Annotated in this window: 13 protein-coding genes and 1 pseudogene; 5 read left to right on the forward strand and 9 right to left on the reverse strand. The window is 72.9% G+C overall.

From position 1 onward, the window contains the following. Positions 1–55: 55 nt before the first annotated feature. From ACFYW5_RS14595 to ACFYW5_RS14620, 6 genes are all read right to left on the reverse strand, one after another. The gene (locus tag ACFYW5_RS14595; protein WP_389417312.1) at positions 56–937 is read right to left on the reverse strand and encodes an ABC transporter permease; all 882 of its coding nucleotides are present in this window, start codon (positions 935–937) and stop codon (positions 56–58) included. Continuing rightward, on the reverse strand, positions 927–1,895 hold the full coding sequence (locus tag ACFYW5_RS14600) for an ABC transporter permease (protein ID WP_389417313.1): 969 nt from the start codon (positions 1,893–1,895) through the stop codon (positions 927–929). Before ACFYW5_RS14600 ends, ACFYW5_RS14595 begins: the two co-directional genes overlap by 11 nt. Before the next feature lie 20 nt (positions 1,896–1,915). Then, positions 1,916–3,499 carry an ABC transporter substrate-binding protein gene (locus ACFYW5_RS14605; RefSeq protein ID WP_389417314.1) on the reverse strand — a complete coding sequence of 528 codons (1,584 nt, stop codon included), beginning with the start codon at positions 3,497–3,499 and terminating at the stop codon, positions 1,916–1,918. 122 nt (positions 3,500–3,621) lie between these two features. Further along, on the reverse strand, positions 3,622–4,179 hold the full coding sequence (locus ACFYW5_RS14610; protein WP_389417315.1) for a GNAT family N-acetyltransferase: 558 nt from the start codon (positions 4,177–4,179) through the stop codon (positions 3,622–3,624). Between the two features lie 9 nt (positions 4,180–4,188). Next, positions 4,189–5,748: a mucoidy inhibitor MuiA family protein gene (locus tag ACFYW5_RS14615; protein WP_389417316.1), complete on the reverse strand. Its 1,560-nt coding sequence runs from the start codon at positions 5,746–5,748 to the stop codon at positions 4,189–4,191. A gap of 8 nt (positions 5,749–5,756) precedes the next feature. Beyond that, a complete protein-coding gene (locus ACFYW5_RS14620; RefSeq protein WP_389417317.1) occupies positions 5,757–7,832 on the reverse strand; it encodes a DUF4139 domain-containing protein in 2,076 nt (691 codons plus the stop codon). A 112-nt stretch (positions 7,833–7,944) separates the two neighbouring features. On the opposite strand from ACFYW5_RS14620, the pseudogene ACFYW5_RS14625 reads away from it, so the two are divergent. Then, a pseudogene (locus ACFYW5_RS14625) lies at positions 7,945–8,121 on the forward strand (polyketide cyclase); the annotation flags it as partial. A 15-nt stretch (positions 8,122–8,136) separates the two neighbouring features. Here the strand turns inward: ACFYW5_RS14625 and ACFYW5_RS14630 are convergent. After that, positions 8,137–8,802 carry a hypothetical protein gene (locus ACFYW5_RS14630; protein WP_389417318.1) on the reverse strand — a complete coding sequence of 222 codons (666 nt, stop codon included), beginning with the start codon at positions 8,800–8,802 and terminating at the stop codon, positions 8,137–8,139. Beyond that, positions 8,799–10,427, reverse strand: coding sequence for a protein kinase (locus tag ACFYW5_RS14635; RefSeq protein WP_389417319.1), 1,629 nt, complete (start codon positions 10,425–10,427; stop codon positions 8,799–8,801). Before ACFYW5_RS14635 ends, ACFYW5_RS14630 begins: the two co-directional genes overlap by 4 nt. Positions 10,428–10,583: 156 nt before the next feature. On the opposite strand from ACFYW5_RS14635, the gene ACFYW5_RS14640 reads away from it, so the two are divergent. From ACFYW5_RS14640 to ACFYW5_RS14655, 4 genes are all read left to right on the forward strand, one after another. After that, the gene (locus ACFYW5_RS14640; protein WP_389417320.1) at positions 10,584–11,849 is read left to right on the forward strand and encodes a glycosyltransferase family 4 protein; all 1,266 of its coding nucleotides are present in this window, start codon (positions 10,584–10,586) and stop codon (positions 11,847–11,849) included. Beyond that, a complete protein-coding gene (locus tag ACFYW5_RS14645; RefSeq protein ID WP_389417321.1) occupies positions 11,846–12,685 on the forward strand; it encodes a transferase in 840 nt (279 codons plus the stop codon). Before ACFYW5_RS14640 ends, ACFYW5_RS14645 begins: the two co-directional genes overlap by 4 nt. A gap of 106 nt (positions 12,686–12,791) precedes the next feature. After that, entirely contained in the window at positions 12,792–13,400 is a 609-nt protein-coding gene (locus ACFYW5_RS14650; RefSeq protein WP_389417322.1) for a hypothetical protein, read from the forward strand. A 99-nt stretch (positions 13,401–13,499) separates the two neighbouring features. Further along, complete coding sequence (locus ACFYW5_RS14655) at positions 13,500–14,729, forward strand: PP2C family protein-serine/threonine phosphatase (protein ID WP_389417323.1); 1,230 nt, start codon at positions 13,500–13,502, stop codon at positions 14,727–14,729. A gap of 21 nt (positions 14,730–14,750) precedes the next feature. Here the strand turns inward: ACFYW5_RS14655 and ACFYW5_RS14660 are convergent, their stop codons facing one another. Further along, positions 14,751–14,927 (reverse strand): hypothetical protein, encoded by a 177-nt coding sequence (locus ACFYW5_RS14660; protein WP_389417324.1) that lies wholly within the window; start codon positions 14,925–14,927, stop codon positions 14,751–14,753. Positions 14,928–15,017: the final 90 nt, after the last annotated feature.

Below are 15,017 nucleotides of genomic sequence, written 5' to 3' on the forward strand. Positions count from 1 at the left end.
AGGAAGCGTACGGACAGTCCGCGTACGGAGAGCACGGGAGGGCCGGCTGGGGGAGTCACAGCATCAGCTCCGATCGGCGCCGGGGGTTGATCCGCTCCCGCCAGGCTCCGGTGAGACCGGCGATGGCGAGGGTGGGCACGATGATGAACAGGCCGGGGAAGAGGGTGGGCCACCACTGCCCGGCGAGCAGGGAACCCTGGGCGCCCTGGATGAGGGTGCCGAGGCTGGCGGTGTGGGTGGGCAGGCCCAGGCCGAGGAAGGACAGCGCCGACTCGTGCCACATGGCGTGCGGCACCATGAGCACGGCGGCCAGCGCGGCCTGGGGCAGGACGCCGGGCAGCAGATGCCGTACCGCCACGCGTCGGCGGGAGGCGCCCCCGGAGACGGCGGCGTCGACGTACGGCCGCGAGCGCAGGGACAGCGTCTCCGCGCGCACGATCCGTGCGGTGGACAGCCAGTGGGTGAGCGCCACGGAGACCACCACCGGCCACACACCGGGCCGGAACATGGCCACGATGAAGATGCCCAGCAGCAGGTGGGGCACGGCGGAGACCGTGTCGACGAGCCGCATGAGACCCCGGTCGACCCAGCCGCCCAGCGCTCCGGCGGTCGCTCCGACGGCCGTGCCGAGCACGGTCGCCGCGAGCGCCGCCACCACCCCGACCAGCAGGGAGACGCGCAGTCCGTAGACGCAGCGCACCAGCAGGTCCCGGCCGAGGTCGTCGGTGCCGAAGGGGTGGGACCAGCTCGGCGGGAGCAGCTTCGCGGACAGATCGACGGCCTGCTGGTCGAGTTGGACCAGCGGCGGTACGAGGAGCACGGCGAGGACGGTCACGGCCACCACTGCGGCCGAGACACGTACGCGCACCGACCGGGTGGAACGGCGGTCGGCGCCGTAGGACCGCCAGGCCGTCGCTGGAGGCGATTCACATGTCACTGAACTTCACCCTCGGGTCGAACAGGCCGTAGAGCAGGTCGGCGAGGAGGTTGCCGAGGAGTACGGCGGCGGTGGCCAGCGTGGTGAGCGCGGCGAGGAGCGGGAAGTCGACGGCGGTGGCCGCCTCGACGGTCGCCGCCGCGATGCCGGGCCAGCTGAAGACGCTCTCCACCAGCAGGGCGCCGGTGATGAGTTCGGGGACCCTGGAGCCGACCAGGGTGAGGACCGGCAGCAGCCCGGAGCGCAGGGCGTGGCCGAGCAGCACGGTGCGTTCGCTCAACCCGCGTGCGCGGGCGCCCCGTACGGGATCCTCGGCGAGCGCGTCGCCCACGCCCTGGCGGACGTACAGGGTGAACCAGGGGAGTTGGGAGACGGCGAGCACCCCGGCCGGCAGCACGAGGTGGCTCGCGACCTGACCCGCTGTGACCTGCTCGCTCGCGGTGTCGGTCAGGCCGCCCGCCGGGAGCACTCCGAGTTGGAGGGCGAACAGCCAGACGGCGAGCAGGGCGAGCCAGAAGACGGGGGCCGCCTCCAGGGAGTACGCGACGGCGGTGATCGTCCGGTCGAGCAGCGAGCCGGGACGACGGGCCGCCAGGACGCCCAGCAGTGTGCCCGTCAGCACCGCCACCACGAACGCGGCCGCGCACAACAGCGAGGACCAGACGAGGCGTTCGCCGATCACCTGGGCCACCGGCTGCCGCATCACGCTGGACTGGCCGAGGTCGCCACCGAGCGCCGCGGTGAGCCAGTTCCACCAGCGGCTGGTGAACGGCTCGTCCACGCCCAGGTTCTGGCGCAGCCGCTCCAGTGTCTCCGTGTCGGCGCCGAGCGCCGCCGTGCCGGCGTACGCCTTGACCGGGTCGAAGGGGGAGGCGGCGGCGATCGCGAAGACACCGAAGGTGACCACGAGCAGGATCGGGGCGATGAACAGCAGCCGTCGCCCCGCCAGGCGTGCCATCGCTCCCCAGGGGAGTGCGGTCACTTCTTCGGCTGCCAGGCTTCGAGGTTCCACCAGGGGCCGCTGGCGAAGCCGTGCTCGTGCGGCTCGGTCTGCGTGGTCAGGCCCGCCCAGCGGTCGGCGAGGACGTAGACGTGGTCGATGTGGGTGAGGAAGGTGTAGCCGGGGTTCTTCACCAGCTCGCGCTGGAGGTCGGCGTAGGCGGCCTTCCGGGTCGACTCGTCCGAGCTGCGGCGGCCGGTGTCGAGCGCCTCGTCGACGACCGGGTCGTCGTAGCGGCCCATGTTGTTGAAGCCGTCGCCGGCGAGGGAGGAGTGCAGCAGCGTGTAGAGGCCGAAGTCGGGGTCGCCGTTGCTGCCGAAGCCGGCCAGTACCGCGTCGTTCTTCATGCGAGGCTCGATGACCTCCCAGGTGGCGCTCTCCACCTTCACCTCGATGCCGGCCTTCTTGGCGTCGGAGGCGTAGGCGAGGGCGTGGTCCTGGCGGACCTTGTCGCCGGAGGGATACAGGAGGGTGAAGGAGGCCCGTCGGCCGTCCTTGGCGCGGACACCGCCCTCACCGGTCTTCCAGCCTGCCTCGTCGAGGATGCGTTGCGCCTTGGCGAGGTCGTGCTCGCGCTCGATGCCGGGGGCGAACCAGGGGTCGTCGACGGGCAGCGGCCCGTACGCGGGGCGGCCGGCGCCGTCCAGGATCGTGTCGACCATGGCGCGGCGGTCCACGGCCGCGTCCAGGGCCTGCCGGATCGCCCGGTCGCCGGTGACCTTGTTCTCCTGGGGGAGGGTGACCGCGCGGAAGTCGTAGGTCTTCGCCTCGTACGTCTTTCTGCCGCTGTCGTTCGCGAAGGTGGCGGCGAGGTTGGGCGGCAGGACGGCGCCGTCGAGGTCGCCGGAGCGCAGCCGGGTGGCGCGCACGTTGTCGTCCTCGATGATCGCCATGGTCACCTTCGTCACCTTCGGCGCACCGCCCCAGTAGTCGGGGTTGGCCTTGAAGGTGAGCTTCTCGCCCTTGCTCCAGGAGGCGAGCACGTAGGGGCCGGTGCCGACCGGCTTGCTGTTGAACGAGCCGGTGTTGGGGTCCTGCTCGGCGGCGATGTGCTCGGGGACGATGGGCAGCACGGTGCGCCCGGCGAAGGGGGCGTAGGGGTACTTGAGGTCGAAGACCACCTTGTCGTCGCCGTCCGCGCGGACCCGCTCGATGGCGTCCAGTTCGCTGCGGCTGGTGTTGTTGGTCTTCGCGTCGAGGATCGTCTCGTACGTGAAGACCACGTCGGCGGCGGTCAGGGGCTCGCCGTCGCTGAACTTCACGCCGTCGCGCAGGGTGTACGTGTAGGTGAGGCCGTCGTCGGCGACCTTGGGCAGCGCCTTGGCCAGGGCGGGCTTCAGCTGCAGGTCGGCGTCCCGGGCGAGGAGTCCGTCGAAGATCTTCGAGTTGCCGTCCTTGCCGTAGCCGAGCAGCGGGCTGAGCGTGTCCGGCTCGGAGGCCACGCCGATCACGACGGAGTCGGCCGTGTCGCCACCCGTGCTGCTGCCGGGGGCCGAGCAGGCGGCGACACCCGTGAGTATCGCCGCCGTGGCGGCGGCTGTCCGTATCCGTCGGACCGTCATGCGACCTCACACCCTTATCGAAGATCCAAAGCTGTTGCATATTAATTGCAATAAGGGGTGCGGTGTCACGCGGGGTGGGGGTGGCGGGATGGGGGAAGGGAAGGCGCGGGGTTACGGGTCGCTCAGCGCAGGTCGAGCAGCATGACGTCGTGGAGGTCCGCACCGCCGCCTCCGGGCCGTCCCTCGCCGACCTTGCGGTATCCCCACGCGCGGTAGGCGGCCGACGCCGCCCGGCCCGCCGGGTGGACGTTCAGCAGCACCCGCTCGGCTCCGACGGTGGTGAGGAGGGCGGTGTGCAGACGTCGTGCGACGCCCTGTCCGCGCCACGGCTCGCGCACGGCGAGTTCCAGGAGACCGAAGGTGCGGTGTCCGTCCTCGCGCCGCAGGTCGTCGGGCACGGGCTCGGTCAGTTCGTCCCACCACACCGCGTCGGGCCCGAGCAGGTGGCCGTAGGCCATGCCGATCGGCTCGTCGTCCTCGGTGCGGGCCAGAGCGGCGCGAAACGTGGGGTTGCGGGTCTGCGCAGGGAAGCGGCGGAAGGCGGCGGCGACGTCGTCCGCGGTCTCGTGGTAAGGAGGCTCGGCGAACGCTTCGGCGTAGATCAGCCGGAACGCGTTCGCGGCCTCCCCGGCGGCCGTTCCGTCCAGGTGCGCTACGGCGATGGTCTGCCGCCGCGTCATGTGGCCTCCTCAAAGCCCGCTGACCTTGCCGCTCGCGGCGACCTCGTACACGAGGGTGACCGAGCGCCGTGCGCCGGGCGGCAAGGCGATGTCCCAGCGGACGATGCCCTCGTCGTCGACCGCGTCCGGCGCGGGGGAACAGCCCTCCTTGCGGAGCCGTACCTCCACTGCCGAGACCTCGGAGACCGGCATCCGTTCCCGCAGCACGACGGTCCGATCGCCCTGCGCTCCCGGAGCGGAGAAGCGGGACAGGTGCAGGCGTACCGTGTGGGTGACCGTGGTCCGCTGGGTCATGGTGGCGGTGTCGCGGGACTCCTCCGCGTACCGCACCACCCGGTAGTCGTCGTGGCTGCCGAACGCGAGCTCGACGGGCCCGCCGGGAGCGGTGAAGTCGAGGGTGCCGCGCCCGCTGAACCCGCTGCCGCGCACCAGGTCCACGGGGCCGGCGAGCAGCGCGTGCCCGGAGGAGTTGTCGAACCGCACCACCTGGGTCACCAGCGGGGACAGTTCGGGGGCGCAGGCGTACTCACTGCGCGCGGGCGCCGCGACGGAGGAGAGCGGCACGCGGTGGGCGCGCCCGTCGGCCGGGACACAGACGGGTGCGGGGGAGCGCAGCACCCTGGTCTCGCCGCCGTCGTCCACGCCGGGCAGGCCGAGCACGGGGGCCGGGCCGAGGTCGGCGATCTCCTGCTCGCGCACCTCCACCTCGACCGTACGCCGCTCGGCGGGGGAGCGGTCGGTCAGCGTCAGCCGGTCCTCGACCAAGGTGGGTGGCTCGTTCGCCGCAGCGGAGCGGGCCGTCGACAGCGTGAGGGCCACGTCGGACCAGTCCTCGCCGGTGCGCTGCCACACCATGGCGTCCGTCTCCAGCGTCACGGTGTCCGCGTCGAGCACGGCCCGGTAGGCGGGGCGCCACAGCGCGCAGGGTACGAGGTGGGTCAGCCGCAGCCGCGCCGGCCCCGCCGCCGCGGACCGCACGGTCAGCTCGACATGGCCGAGCAGTTCGGCGGGCCCCTGCTCGGACAGATGGATGGCGTGCTCGGTCTCCTGGAGTTCGGTGGCGAGCACCGTCAGCCGGGCCTGCGCGGTGCGCAACTCCTCGCTGCGGACGTCGCGTTCGTCGTCCACGCGGTCGAGTTCCCGGCACCAGCGCGTCGGATCCGTCTCGCCCGTACCGGCTCCCTCCCCTATCTCGCGCAGGAGGTCGGCGGCGAGTCGGCCCAGCAGGTCGAGGCGGGTGCGCAGCCGGTCGGTGCGCTGCTCCAGCGTGCGGCGCTCCTCCTCCAGAGCGTGGACGCGCAGGCGCAGCACCGAGTCGTCGGTGGCGGGCAGCGGCCCGCGCGGCGTCCAGGCGCGGACGATGCGGGCGTCGAGGACGCCGGCCTCGTGGTCGGCGGTCAGCTCGGCGTGCAGGGTGCGGTCGACCGCGAGCGCGCTGACCGGCCCGAGCCGCAGCCGCTGCACGCCCGCGCGCAGGTCGAGGGCGAGGCTGCGTTCGACCTGCGCGCGGTCCTCCAGGCAGGTGACGGCGGTGACGGGCGCGGGGATCAGTTCCGGATCCGTGGGCATGGTGTGTGTCAGCTCCTGCGGTTGCCGCCGACCAGGGCCTTCGCGGCCGGGATACGGATTTCGTAGCCGCCGTGCAGCGCGACGGTGCCGCCGGGCGGCAGGTCGACACGCCACACGCGGGTGCCCGGGGCGTGGTGATCGGGCCCCGCGCCGTCGTCGGGCACCGTCCAGTCGGCCCGTTCGTCGATCCGCACATCCGGATCGGAGGTGACCGGCACCTGCTCGCGGACCTCGACGGAGACGGGCCGGGCGAGGCGGTTGGCCAGGTCCACCTGGACGCGGTGGTCGAGCACGGTGACGTTGTTGCGCAGGCCCGCCGTGGACTCGTCGAGGTGGGTGCGTCGGGTGACCTGGACACCCTCCGCGGGTCCGAGCCCCATCCGGCGGACGCCGCCCGGGGCGAGCGTGGGCAGCGCGGCGGTCAGCAGGGAGTCATCGTCGACGGTGACCTCCACCGGGCCGGCCAGCAGCGCCTGGTCGGTGGCGTTGGAGAGGACGAGCGTCCCGTACACCCGCTGCTCCGCGGACGGCACGCACAGGTACTCGGTGCGCAGACCGACCGGGATCTCGCTGATGGTGACGGTGTGCCAGGTGCCGTCCGAGGGGATGTCCGCGCGGGCGGCGGCGTCGTAGCGATGATCGAAGGAACCCGCCGACTCGCGGGGCCGCACGGCGTGTCCGGGCAGCGGCAGCGAGGCCACCGCTTCGGCACGGCGGCGGTGTTCGGCGGCCACCGGGTCGAACGGCGCGTCGGGGAACAGCCGGCCCCTGCGCGCGGCGGGCTCGTCGGGGCCGCTGAGGTGGAGCGCGGCGTAGTCCAGTTCGTCGCCGCTCGGGCGTGGCGGACCGGTCACCGGCGCGGGGGGCGGCGGTGAGAGCGGGGCGATCGGGCCGGAGGGGGCCGGTGGCGGCGGGGGTCCTCCGGCGGCCGGTGCCATGGCGGCGAGAGCGGGGGCCGGTGCGCCGCCTGTTCGGGGGCGGGCGAGTGGCTGCGGCGGGGCCTGCCCGTAGGCAGTGGAGCGGTCGGGCGCGTCGGCCTGTGGCCTGCGGGCGCTGCCCGGTTCGCCGGGCCGTACTGGTGCTCCGCTGTATGCCGGGGGCGCGGGGAGGGGAGGCGGGACGGGGCCGCCGACGGCGTTCGGGGGCGCAGTCGTACGCGGTTGAGGGCGCGGGCCCGCCGAGTCGTACCCGGTGAACAGGTCGGCCAGGCCCGCCGGGGGCTCGCGCCAGCCGGACGGCGCGGGGACGGGCTGGCGGCGGCCGATGCGCAGCGAGCGCAGCTTCGGCAGGTCGGTGCGGCGCCGCAGATCGGCGGTGGCCAGGGCGATGCGCACCCCGGTCCAGTCCTCTCCCGTGCGCTGCGCGACCGAGGCACGCAGCACCAGGCTGCCGCTGTCGGCGCTCTGCCGGTAGGCCAGCCGGTACGCCGGGACCCAGACGGCGCCCGGCACGCCGTACTCCAGCTCCAGTTCGACCTCACCCGGTCCGTCGAGGGTCAGGACGGCGCAGACCGTGGTCCGGACGTGGGCGGAGGGGGCGTCGGTGGAGGCCCGGGCCAAGCGGTCGGCGGCGACGCTGAGTTCGTGTCCGAGGCGGTCCAGCTCCGCCTCCAGTTCGGTGAGGCGGTGGTGCAGGGCCGTCAGCCGCTCGTCCACGAAGTCGGCGAGGGTCAGCCACGCCTCGGCGGGGGTGCGGCGGTGCGGGTCCTCACGCTTGCGCGGCGGCGGCACCGGACGCAGGTCCGTGACCTCCTTGATGCGCGCGAGCACCCGGTCGCGGCGCCCCTGCACCGCGCCGTGGGCGTCGCGCAGCCGCTCCACTTCCTGCCGCACCTCAGGGGAGGAGCCGGTGACGGACGGCTCGGCGTCCACCTCCACGCGCACCTCGGTGACCCGCACTCCGCTGTCGCCGAGCACCCGGGCGCGCAGGGACCCCGGGTCCATCGAGCGAGGCAGCCCCGTGACCCGCACCCGCCCGTCCGGCGGCACGGAACCCCGGACCCGCCTGCTGCACATCGCGCCCTGCGCGTACACCACGACCGCGTCGAGGGCCGACGCCCACCGCGGTGTCTCCTCGGACTTCATACGTGCCGCCCCCGTCGTATCCGTGCCGCGCGAAGCCTAGCGCCCACGGCACTTCAGGTGCCGAGCGGTGGCCCGAACCGGCGTCCCGCTGGGGCGGACGGGCGGTCCGCGGAGTTCGTTCGAAGCCCCGGCACTGATCCGGTGGGCCGAGGTGTCGAAGAACAGCGGCACCGTCAGCGAGGGCGGCAAGCTCCTCGTCGGTCTGGCGCTCGCCGCTGCCCGTAAGGACGCCCCCGCATTCGGTGCCCGCATCAAAGCGGCGGCCGAGTCGGCGATCGCCCCGAGCTGAGCTGTTGATGAACCGTCAGGGACAGGCGTACGTGAACTGAGCGGTGGCCGTATCGCCGGTCGGCGAGAGGATCTGGAGTTCGGCCCGCGCCGTGCGGTGGCCCTCGCCCTGGAAGGTCCACCTCAGGTGCAGGCGTGCCTGCTCCTGCCCCCTCACCAGCACCTCGCGCAGGACGCCTGAGGTGGTGCCGTCGCTTCTGGTCCAGCGGTAGGAGAGCGTGCCGGGACTGCCGTTCGTCGTCACCACGCCCACGATGTCGGCTGTTTCGTCGCACCCGAGAACCGTCGGCCGGGCCGTGACAGCCACCGTGCTCACCTCGACGGACGGCCCCAGGCGCTGCCAGGCGAGGAAGCCGAGGACACCGACCAGTACCAGGGCCGGGAGCGCGTGTCTGCGCATCCGCCGGCGAGGGGGCGCCGGGGGTGCGGTCATCGTCGGGAGGGTCACGTGCGTGCGGTGCGCGACGGCGGCGGTGACGCCCGGGCCGAAGCGCAGCACGGTGCCGTCGACGCGGTCGGGTGGGGGCGCGGACGGGGTCTCCTCGACGCGCGTGTCGCTGGAGGCCGGTCCCTGGACCCAGTGGCTGGCCAGCACCGTGGCGCTGTACTCCGCGGATGCGGGGACCCGCGTCGGTTCGCGGTCCTCGGTCCGTGCGGGCGTGCGGTCGCCGTGAGCGGTCATCGGATGTCGCACCGCCTGGTCAGGAGCTGCTGGGAGGCGGTACCGCCGGCGGCGGCGGGGTCCGTCGTGGCCTGGACGGTCCAGTAGCAGCCGGTGTTCTGGAACGTGTGGTCGACGGTGATCGCGTAGGTGGTGGCTCCGCTGCGCGTGAAGGTCTGCGGCGCACCGTCGGCGGCGCCGGGCTGTCCGCCGGTGTCGCTCGTGGACCACGAGACGGTGAGGGAGATCGGCCCGGTGCCGTCGGTCGTGACATTGAGGGTGGCGGTGGCGGTCGTGGCGCCGGTCTGGCTGAAGCCCGACACCGAGACGGCCTTGACGGTGGGCGCGGCAGGGGACGGGGGAGCGTCGGTCGTCGGGGCCGCCGTGGTCTCGGTGCCCGCGGGCGGCGGCGTCGTGCCCTCCCCTGCGGCGGCGGGGGGTGCTTCGCCCTCGGTGGCCGCCGGGTCCGAGGGCGACGGGCTCTCCGACGTGGTGGCCGAGGAGGGGGAGGGGGAGGCGGACGCCGTGGCTACGGCGGTTCCCGCGGGTTCCGCGTCGGGCCGGGCGCTGGTCGTGGCCAGGGCTTGTGCCGCCTGCTGAGCGGCGGGCCCGGGGTCGAACGGGGTGCCGTAGGCCAGGAGCGCTCCGAGGACGACGGCCGCGACCGACACCAGCATGCCGGGCCGGCCGGGCAGCCACGACCGTGCGGGGACGGGGCCGGGCCCTTGCCGGGGCAGGATCGTGCGGGCGGTGTCCGTGGTGCTGCGCGGGGTGCCCCGGCCCGAGGGCAGCAGCAGGGGCAGCAGCGCCACGAGGGCGGCGAGCCGTCCCCGGCCCCGTTCCTCCCAGTCGGGCCCGTAGGCGGTGCCGGCGACGGCCTCCAGTTCCGTGACGAACTCCGCTGCCTGCGCGGGCCGTTGCTCCGGGTCCTTGGCCAGACCGCGGCGGACCAGCTCCCGTACGGCCTCGGGAGCCTCCTCGGCGGGGACGGGCGCCTCGACATGCTGCAACGCCAGCTCGGCGAAGTTGTCGCCCGAGAAGGGCCTGCGGCCCGTCAGGCACTCGAAGAAGGTGGCCGTGGCGGCGTAGACGTCGGCGGCGGGTGAGGCGGGCGCGCCGGTCCACTGCTCGGGGGACATGTACGAGGGGGTGCCCGCCACGCCGGCGCTGGTGCCCGAGTCCACCGCGATCCCGAAGTCGACGAGCTTGGACGATCCGTCCGGCACGACCAGGACGTTCTCCGGCTTGTAGTCGCGGTGGACGACGCCGACGCGGTGGGCGTCGGCCAGGCCGAGCAGCGATCCCTTCAGGATGGCGAGCGCGGCTTCCGGGTCGAGCGGGCCGTGCCGGGTCAGCAGGGTCCGCAGGGAGGCGCCGTCCACCAGCTCCATCACGATGGCGGCGCCGTGCGGGCTCTCCACGTACTCGTACAGACCGGTGACGTACGGGCTCTCCAGGCCGCCGAGCAGCCGGGCCTCGGCCCGGAAGCCGTACACGAAGCCGGGCCGGGTGAGCAGCGCTTCGCTGAGGTACTTCACGGCGACCGCGACGCCGGTCTCCTCGTGGACGGCCAGCACGACCCGCCCGCTGGCTCCCGAGCCCAGCTCCAGCGAGTCGGTGTAGCCGGGCACTTCCCATGTGCTCATGCGCTCAGAGACACCGTTTTCAGCCAGTGCGGTTGCGGGACCAGACGTAAAGGTGAGACGTACCCGGACCGTGACACACCCCGGAACCATGATCGAAAAGAGAACAAACCGGTAACGGCGGGCAACGAAAAGGGGATTGGAGAGGTCTAGTCCGCCATGAAGATCTCTTTTCTGATCCACAACGCGTACGGCATCGGAGGCACGATCACCACCACCCTCAACCTGGCCCAGGCGCTGGCGGCGCGCCACGACGTGGAGATCGTCTCGGTGTTACGCCATCGGGAACGCCCGAATTTCACCGTGGACCCGAGAGTCCGCCTGCGACCGCTGGTGGACCTGCGGACGGAAAAGGACGATCCGCTCCACTGCAGACCCGCGCGCGTGTTCCCCGCCGCCGAGTACCGCTACCAGCAGTACAGCGAGCTGACCGACCGGCGCATCGCCGAGTGGCTGGAAGGGACCGACGCCGACGTGGTGATCGGCACCCGCCCCGGGCTCAATGTGCACCTGGCGTCCCAGGCCCCGCCCCAGGTCGTCCGCGTCGGGCAGGAGCATCTCACCCTCGACAAACATCCGCCCGCGCTGCGCACCGCGCTGCGCCGGGCCTACCGAGGGCTCGACGTGCTCACCACCGTCACGGAGGCGGACGCCGCCGCCTATCGGCGCAAGATGCGGTTGCCCGGGGTCAGGGTGCAGGCGCTGCCCAACAGCGTCCCCGACCCCGTGCTGCCTGCCGCGGACGGCCGCGCGAAGGTGGTGGTCGCGGCCGGGCGGCTGGTGCCGGTGAAACGTTACGACCTGCTCGTGGGGGCGTTCGCCCGGGTGGCCGCCGAGCACCCGGACTGGCAGCTGCGGATCTACGGCAAGGGGGAGGAGCGGGACCGGCTGCGCCGGCTCGTCCAGCGCCTCGGCCTGTACGACAACGTCTTCCTCATGGGTGCGGCCGCCCCGATGGAGGCGGAGTGGGTCAAGGGCTCGATCGGCGCGGCCGCGTCCGACTTCGAGCCGTTCGGCATGACCCTCGTCGAGGCGATGCGCTGCGGACTGCCCGTGGTGAGCACCGACTGTCCCTACGGCCCCGGCGAGATCATCAAGGACGGGGAGGACGGCCGGTTGGTGCCGGTCGGGGACAGCGGGGCGCTGGCGGAGGCTCTGCTCGAACTCGTGGGCGACGACGAGCGACGCCGACGCATGGGCCGTACGGCCATGGAGAACGCCCGGCGCTTCGCCCCGGGTCCCGTCGTCGAGCAGGCCGAGCGCCTGATCGACGAGGCGATGTCGGCGAGAAGGGCCGGCCGGCCGGTCGCCCCGGCACGTGACGGGTTCCAGCGCGCCCTGGTCAGCCGGGGCTTCGCCGCGCGCGACGCCGCCCATGCCGCGGCCGGCGGTGCGCTGCGCGCCGTACGGAAAGGACAGCGATGAACCGGGAACCGGGCACGACCCAGGACACACAGCTCCGTGTCCACTGCACGGCCGACGCGGACGGCCGCATCACCTTCCGCCTTCCCGCCCTCGACGCGCCACAGCCCCAGGTGCTGCTGCGACTGCGTCCGAAGAAGGGACAGACCGAGGAAACCGTTCAAGTCCTCCCGGCCGAGGCGGTGGACGACGGCACCCGGCGCGCCGTCCTGGAGCCGCAGCCCGCTCTCGCCGAGGGACGGTGGGACGTGTACCTGCTGCCCGAACCGGGAGCGCCGCGACAGCGCCTGCGTCCCGCCCTGCGGGACGTGCGGGCCCTGGTCGACGGGCACACCCGTGACCGGCCCTCGCCGGTGGCGGTGCGGGTCCCGTACACCACCAAGGACGGCTATCTCGCGGTACGGACATGGCTGCGCACCGCGCATGCCGAGGTCGAGGGCATTGCCGTGACGGACGGGTCGATGACGGTCACGGCGCGCTCGCACGGGGCCACGCTGGCGGCCGGAGCCGTCGTACGACTGCGCGCGAGGGGCACCAAGGGCGCTGTGCTGACCCGGGAGCCACAGGTCGAGAGCGGTGGCCGGCGGTTCTCCTTCACCGTGGACTTCGCCGAGCTGGTCGCCGCCCGAGCCGGGAGTGACCGCGTCTGGGACCTCAGCGTGCAGCCTCGATCCGCCGCCGGAGCCACCGCCCGTATCGGCCGTCTCCTCGACGACCTGGCGGAGCGCAAGGAAGTCTTCGTGTACCCCTCGGCCACCCTCGCCGGTGCCGTGGTACGCCCGTACTACACGGTCGACAACGACCTCTCCGTGGAGGTGACAGCTGTCCAGCCCCAGTGAGTCCCAGGGTCCGTCCTTCGGCGGCTACCGGACGGGTGGCCTGTGGGCCGCGGCAGCGATCTCCTGCGGAGCGCTGGTCGTCGGCTCGGCGGTCGCTCTGTTCGGCATGATCGAGTTCGACGAGCGGTGCATGCAAGGGCTGACCACAGGGCCGGGCGAACTCCTGCGGACGCGGGAGCAGGCGTTTCCGCCGGCGACGGTCTGCGAGTTCCAGCACGGGGACGTCGTCTCGATCGGCGGCCGCGGAGTGCTCGGTGTGCTGCTCTGGGGCAGCCTGCTGGTCATGGTCGTCTGCCTGTTCGTGGCGCTGATCGCGGAGTGCTGCGAGCCGCCGCTCGGCAGTGACCTGGTCGAGCCGAGGTCGCGCACGGAAAAGCTCCGCCGCACAGGGACGGCGCTCTTCGTGACCGGCTCGGTGTTCCTCATGTTCTACGCGCTGGCCGGATGGCGGCTGTTCACGGGACCGTCGTCGGTCTGCTCGGCGGGCGGGGACTGGGGAGAGCACGCGCCCAGGACACTGGAGTACAGCTTCTTCCCGCCCCAGGCGACCTGCCAGTACACCAGCGGCATGACACGGCGGATGAACCCCGACTGGCTGGCCTCACTGACGGTTCAGTTGTCGCTCCCCGCGCTGGTGGCAGGCATCGGCTTCGCCCTGGCCTGGCGGCGATGTCGATCAGGGAGCAGACCGGAGCCCGCAGCCCCGTACAGGTGATCGTCAGCACCCCGAAGGGAGTACTGCCAGGGCCCCGTGACCCGTTCGCTTCTATCGTGGAACGTCTCACCCACGCTCGGCGCCGAGGCAGGGCAGTACATGCGGGAACCGCAGATCGACTACGCGGCGGTCTTCCATGCCCTGCCCGGCATGGTGGCGCTGCTCACCCCCGACCTGGTCTACGTCGACGCCAACGAGGACTTCCTCCGGCTTGCCGGGCGCACCCGCGAGCAGATGCTGGGCCGGTACATCTTCGACGTCTTCCCCGAGAACCCCAACGAACCGGCCGCGGCCGGCATGCGCGAGACCCGGGAGTCGATGCAGCGGGTCGTCGCCACCGGCGAGCGCGACACCATGGCGCTGCTCCGCTACGACATCGAGGACCCCCAGCGGCCCGGTCACTGGCAGGAGCACTACTGGAGCCCGGTCAACGCGCCCGTCCTCGACGCCGACGGACAGGTGGTGCTGCTGGTGCACCGGGTGGAGGAGGTCACCGACCTCATCCGCGCCTTCGGCCGCCGGGGCGGCGACAGCCGTGACCGCGTCCTGGAGGCCGAGCTGTACACCCGGGCCCGCGAACTCCAGCAAGTCAACGAAAGGCTGCGCAAGGCGCACGCCCGCGAACGTGAGGTCGCCCTGGCACTGCAGGCGGCGCTGCTGCCGCCGCCCGGCCCGAGCGGCCCGCACCCCGCGGCCGTGCGCTACCAGCCCGCCATCGGCGCCCTGAACGTGTGTGGTGACTGGTACGACCTGGTCGACCTGCCTGACGGGGACCTCGCGGTCGCCGTGGGCGATGTGGTCGGCCACGGTCTGGCGGCCGCCTGCGCCATGGGCCAGCTGCGCAGTGCCCTGAGCGCGGCGTGCCGGGTCGCGGACGGCCCGGCCCAGGCCCTGGACGCCCTCGGCCTGTACGCCCGCTCGGTCGAGGGCGCCGAATCGAGCACCGCGGCCACCGCTTTCGTCGACCGGGGCGCCCGCTGCGTCCGCTACAGCTGCGCCGGTCACCCGCCGCCCCTGCTGCTCCGCCCCGACGGCACCGTGACCTTCCTCGACCAGGCCACCGACCCCCCGCTCGGCGCCCGGCCGGAGCACGTCCCCCGCGTCCAGGCCAGTACGCCGTTCACCGAGGGCAGCGTCCTGGTCCTGTACACCGACGGTCTGATCGAGCGCCGCGACGAGGACATCGACGTCGGCCTGGGCCGCCTGGCCGACTCGCTCACCCGGCATCGGCACGCCGAACCCGAGGCCCTCGCCGACGCTCTGCTGTCCGACCTCCTCCCGCCCACCGGAAACACCGACGACACGGCCCTGGTCGTCATCCGCCTCTGAGCCGGCGTACCGGCATGCCCGTCACCGCCGACGGGCCCGGCTACCCCAGCCGCTGCCGATTCCGGCGACGTGCAGGGCCAGCAGGGCCAGCCCGATCAGCATCACGTTGGTCGAGGTGAACACGTCGTTGGTCCCGATCTCCGCCGCATTGATGAGCCAGGCGATGAAAAAAAGGACCGCCGCAATGATCGCAAGCACGTTTGCCTCCCAGTTCGTCCGGTTGTCGTATGCCGTATGCCCCCGGCGAGGCGATGGACACGGTCACGCCCGTTGTGAACGCGCACGCCC

Origin of the sequence: Streptomyces sp. NPDC002779, from assembly GCF_042888685.1 — a bacterium.
Taxonomy (GTDB): domain Bacteria; phylum Actinomycetota; class Actinomycetes; order Streptomycetales; family Streptomycetaceae; genus Streptomyces.

Bases quoted from the DNA above. Each gene is read 5' to 3' on its own strand.
- ACFYW5_RS14600 (WP_389417313.1), bottom strand. From the start codon at position 1,895: ATGGCACGCCTGGCGGGGCGACGGCTGCTGTTCATCGCCCCGATCCTG.
- ACFYW5_RS14605 (WP_389417314.1), bottom strand. From the start codon at position 3,499: ATGACGGTCCGACGGATACGGACAGCCGCCGCCACGGCGGCGATACTC.
- ACFYW5_RS14610 (WP_389417315.1), bottom strand. From the start codon at position 4,179: ATGACGCGGCGGCAGACCATCGCCGTAGCGCACCTGGACGGAACGGCC.
- ACFYW5_RS14615 (WP_389417316.1), bottom strand. From the start codon at position 5,748: ATGCCCACGGATCCGGAACTGATCCCCGCGCCCGTCACCGCCGTCACC.
- ACFYW5_RS14620 (WP_389417317.1), bottom strand. From the start codon at position 7,832: ATGAAGTCCGAGGAGACACCGCGGTGGGCGTCGGCCCTCGACGCGGTC.
- ACFYW5_RS14630 (WP_389417318.1), bottom strand. From the start codon at position 8,802: ATGACCGCTCACGGCGACCGCACGCCCGCACGGACCGAGGACCGCGAA.
- ACFYW5_RS14635 (WP_389417319.1), bottom strand. From the start codon at position 10,427: ATGAGCACATGGGAAGTGCCCGGCTACACCGACTCGCTGGAGCTGGGC.
- ACFYW5_RS14640 (WP_389417320.1), top strand. From the start codon at position 10,584: ATGAAGATCTCTTTTCTGATCCACAACGCGTACGGCATCGGAGGCACG.
- ACFYW5_RS14645 (WP_389417321.1), top strand. From the start codon at position 11,846: ATGAACCGGGAACCGGGCACGACCCAGGACACACAGCTCCGTGTCCAC.
- ACFYW5_RS14650 (WP_389417322.1), top strand. From the start codon at position 12,792: ATGATCGAGTTCGACGAGCGGTGCATGCAAGGGCTGACCACAGGGCCG.
- ACFYW5_RS14655 (WP_389417323.1), top strand. From the start codon at position 13,500: ATGCGGGAACCGCAGATCGACTACGCGGCGGTCTTCCATGCCCTGCCC.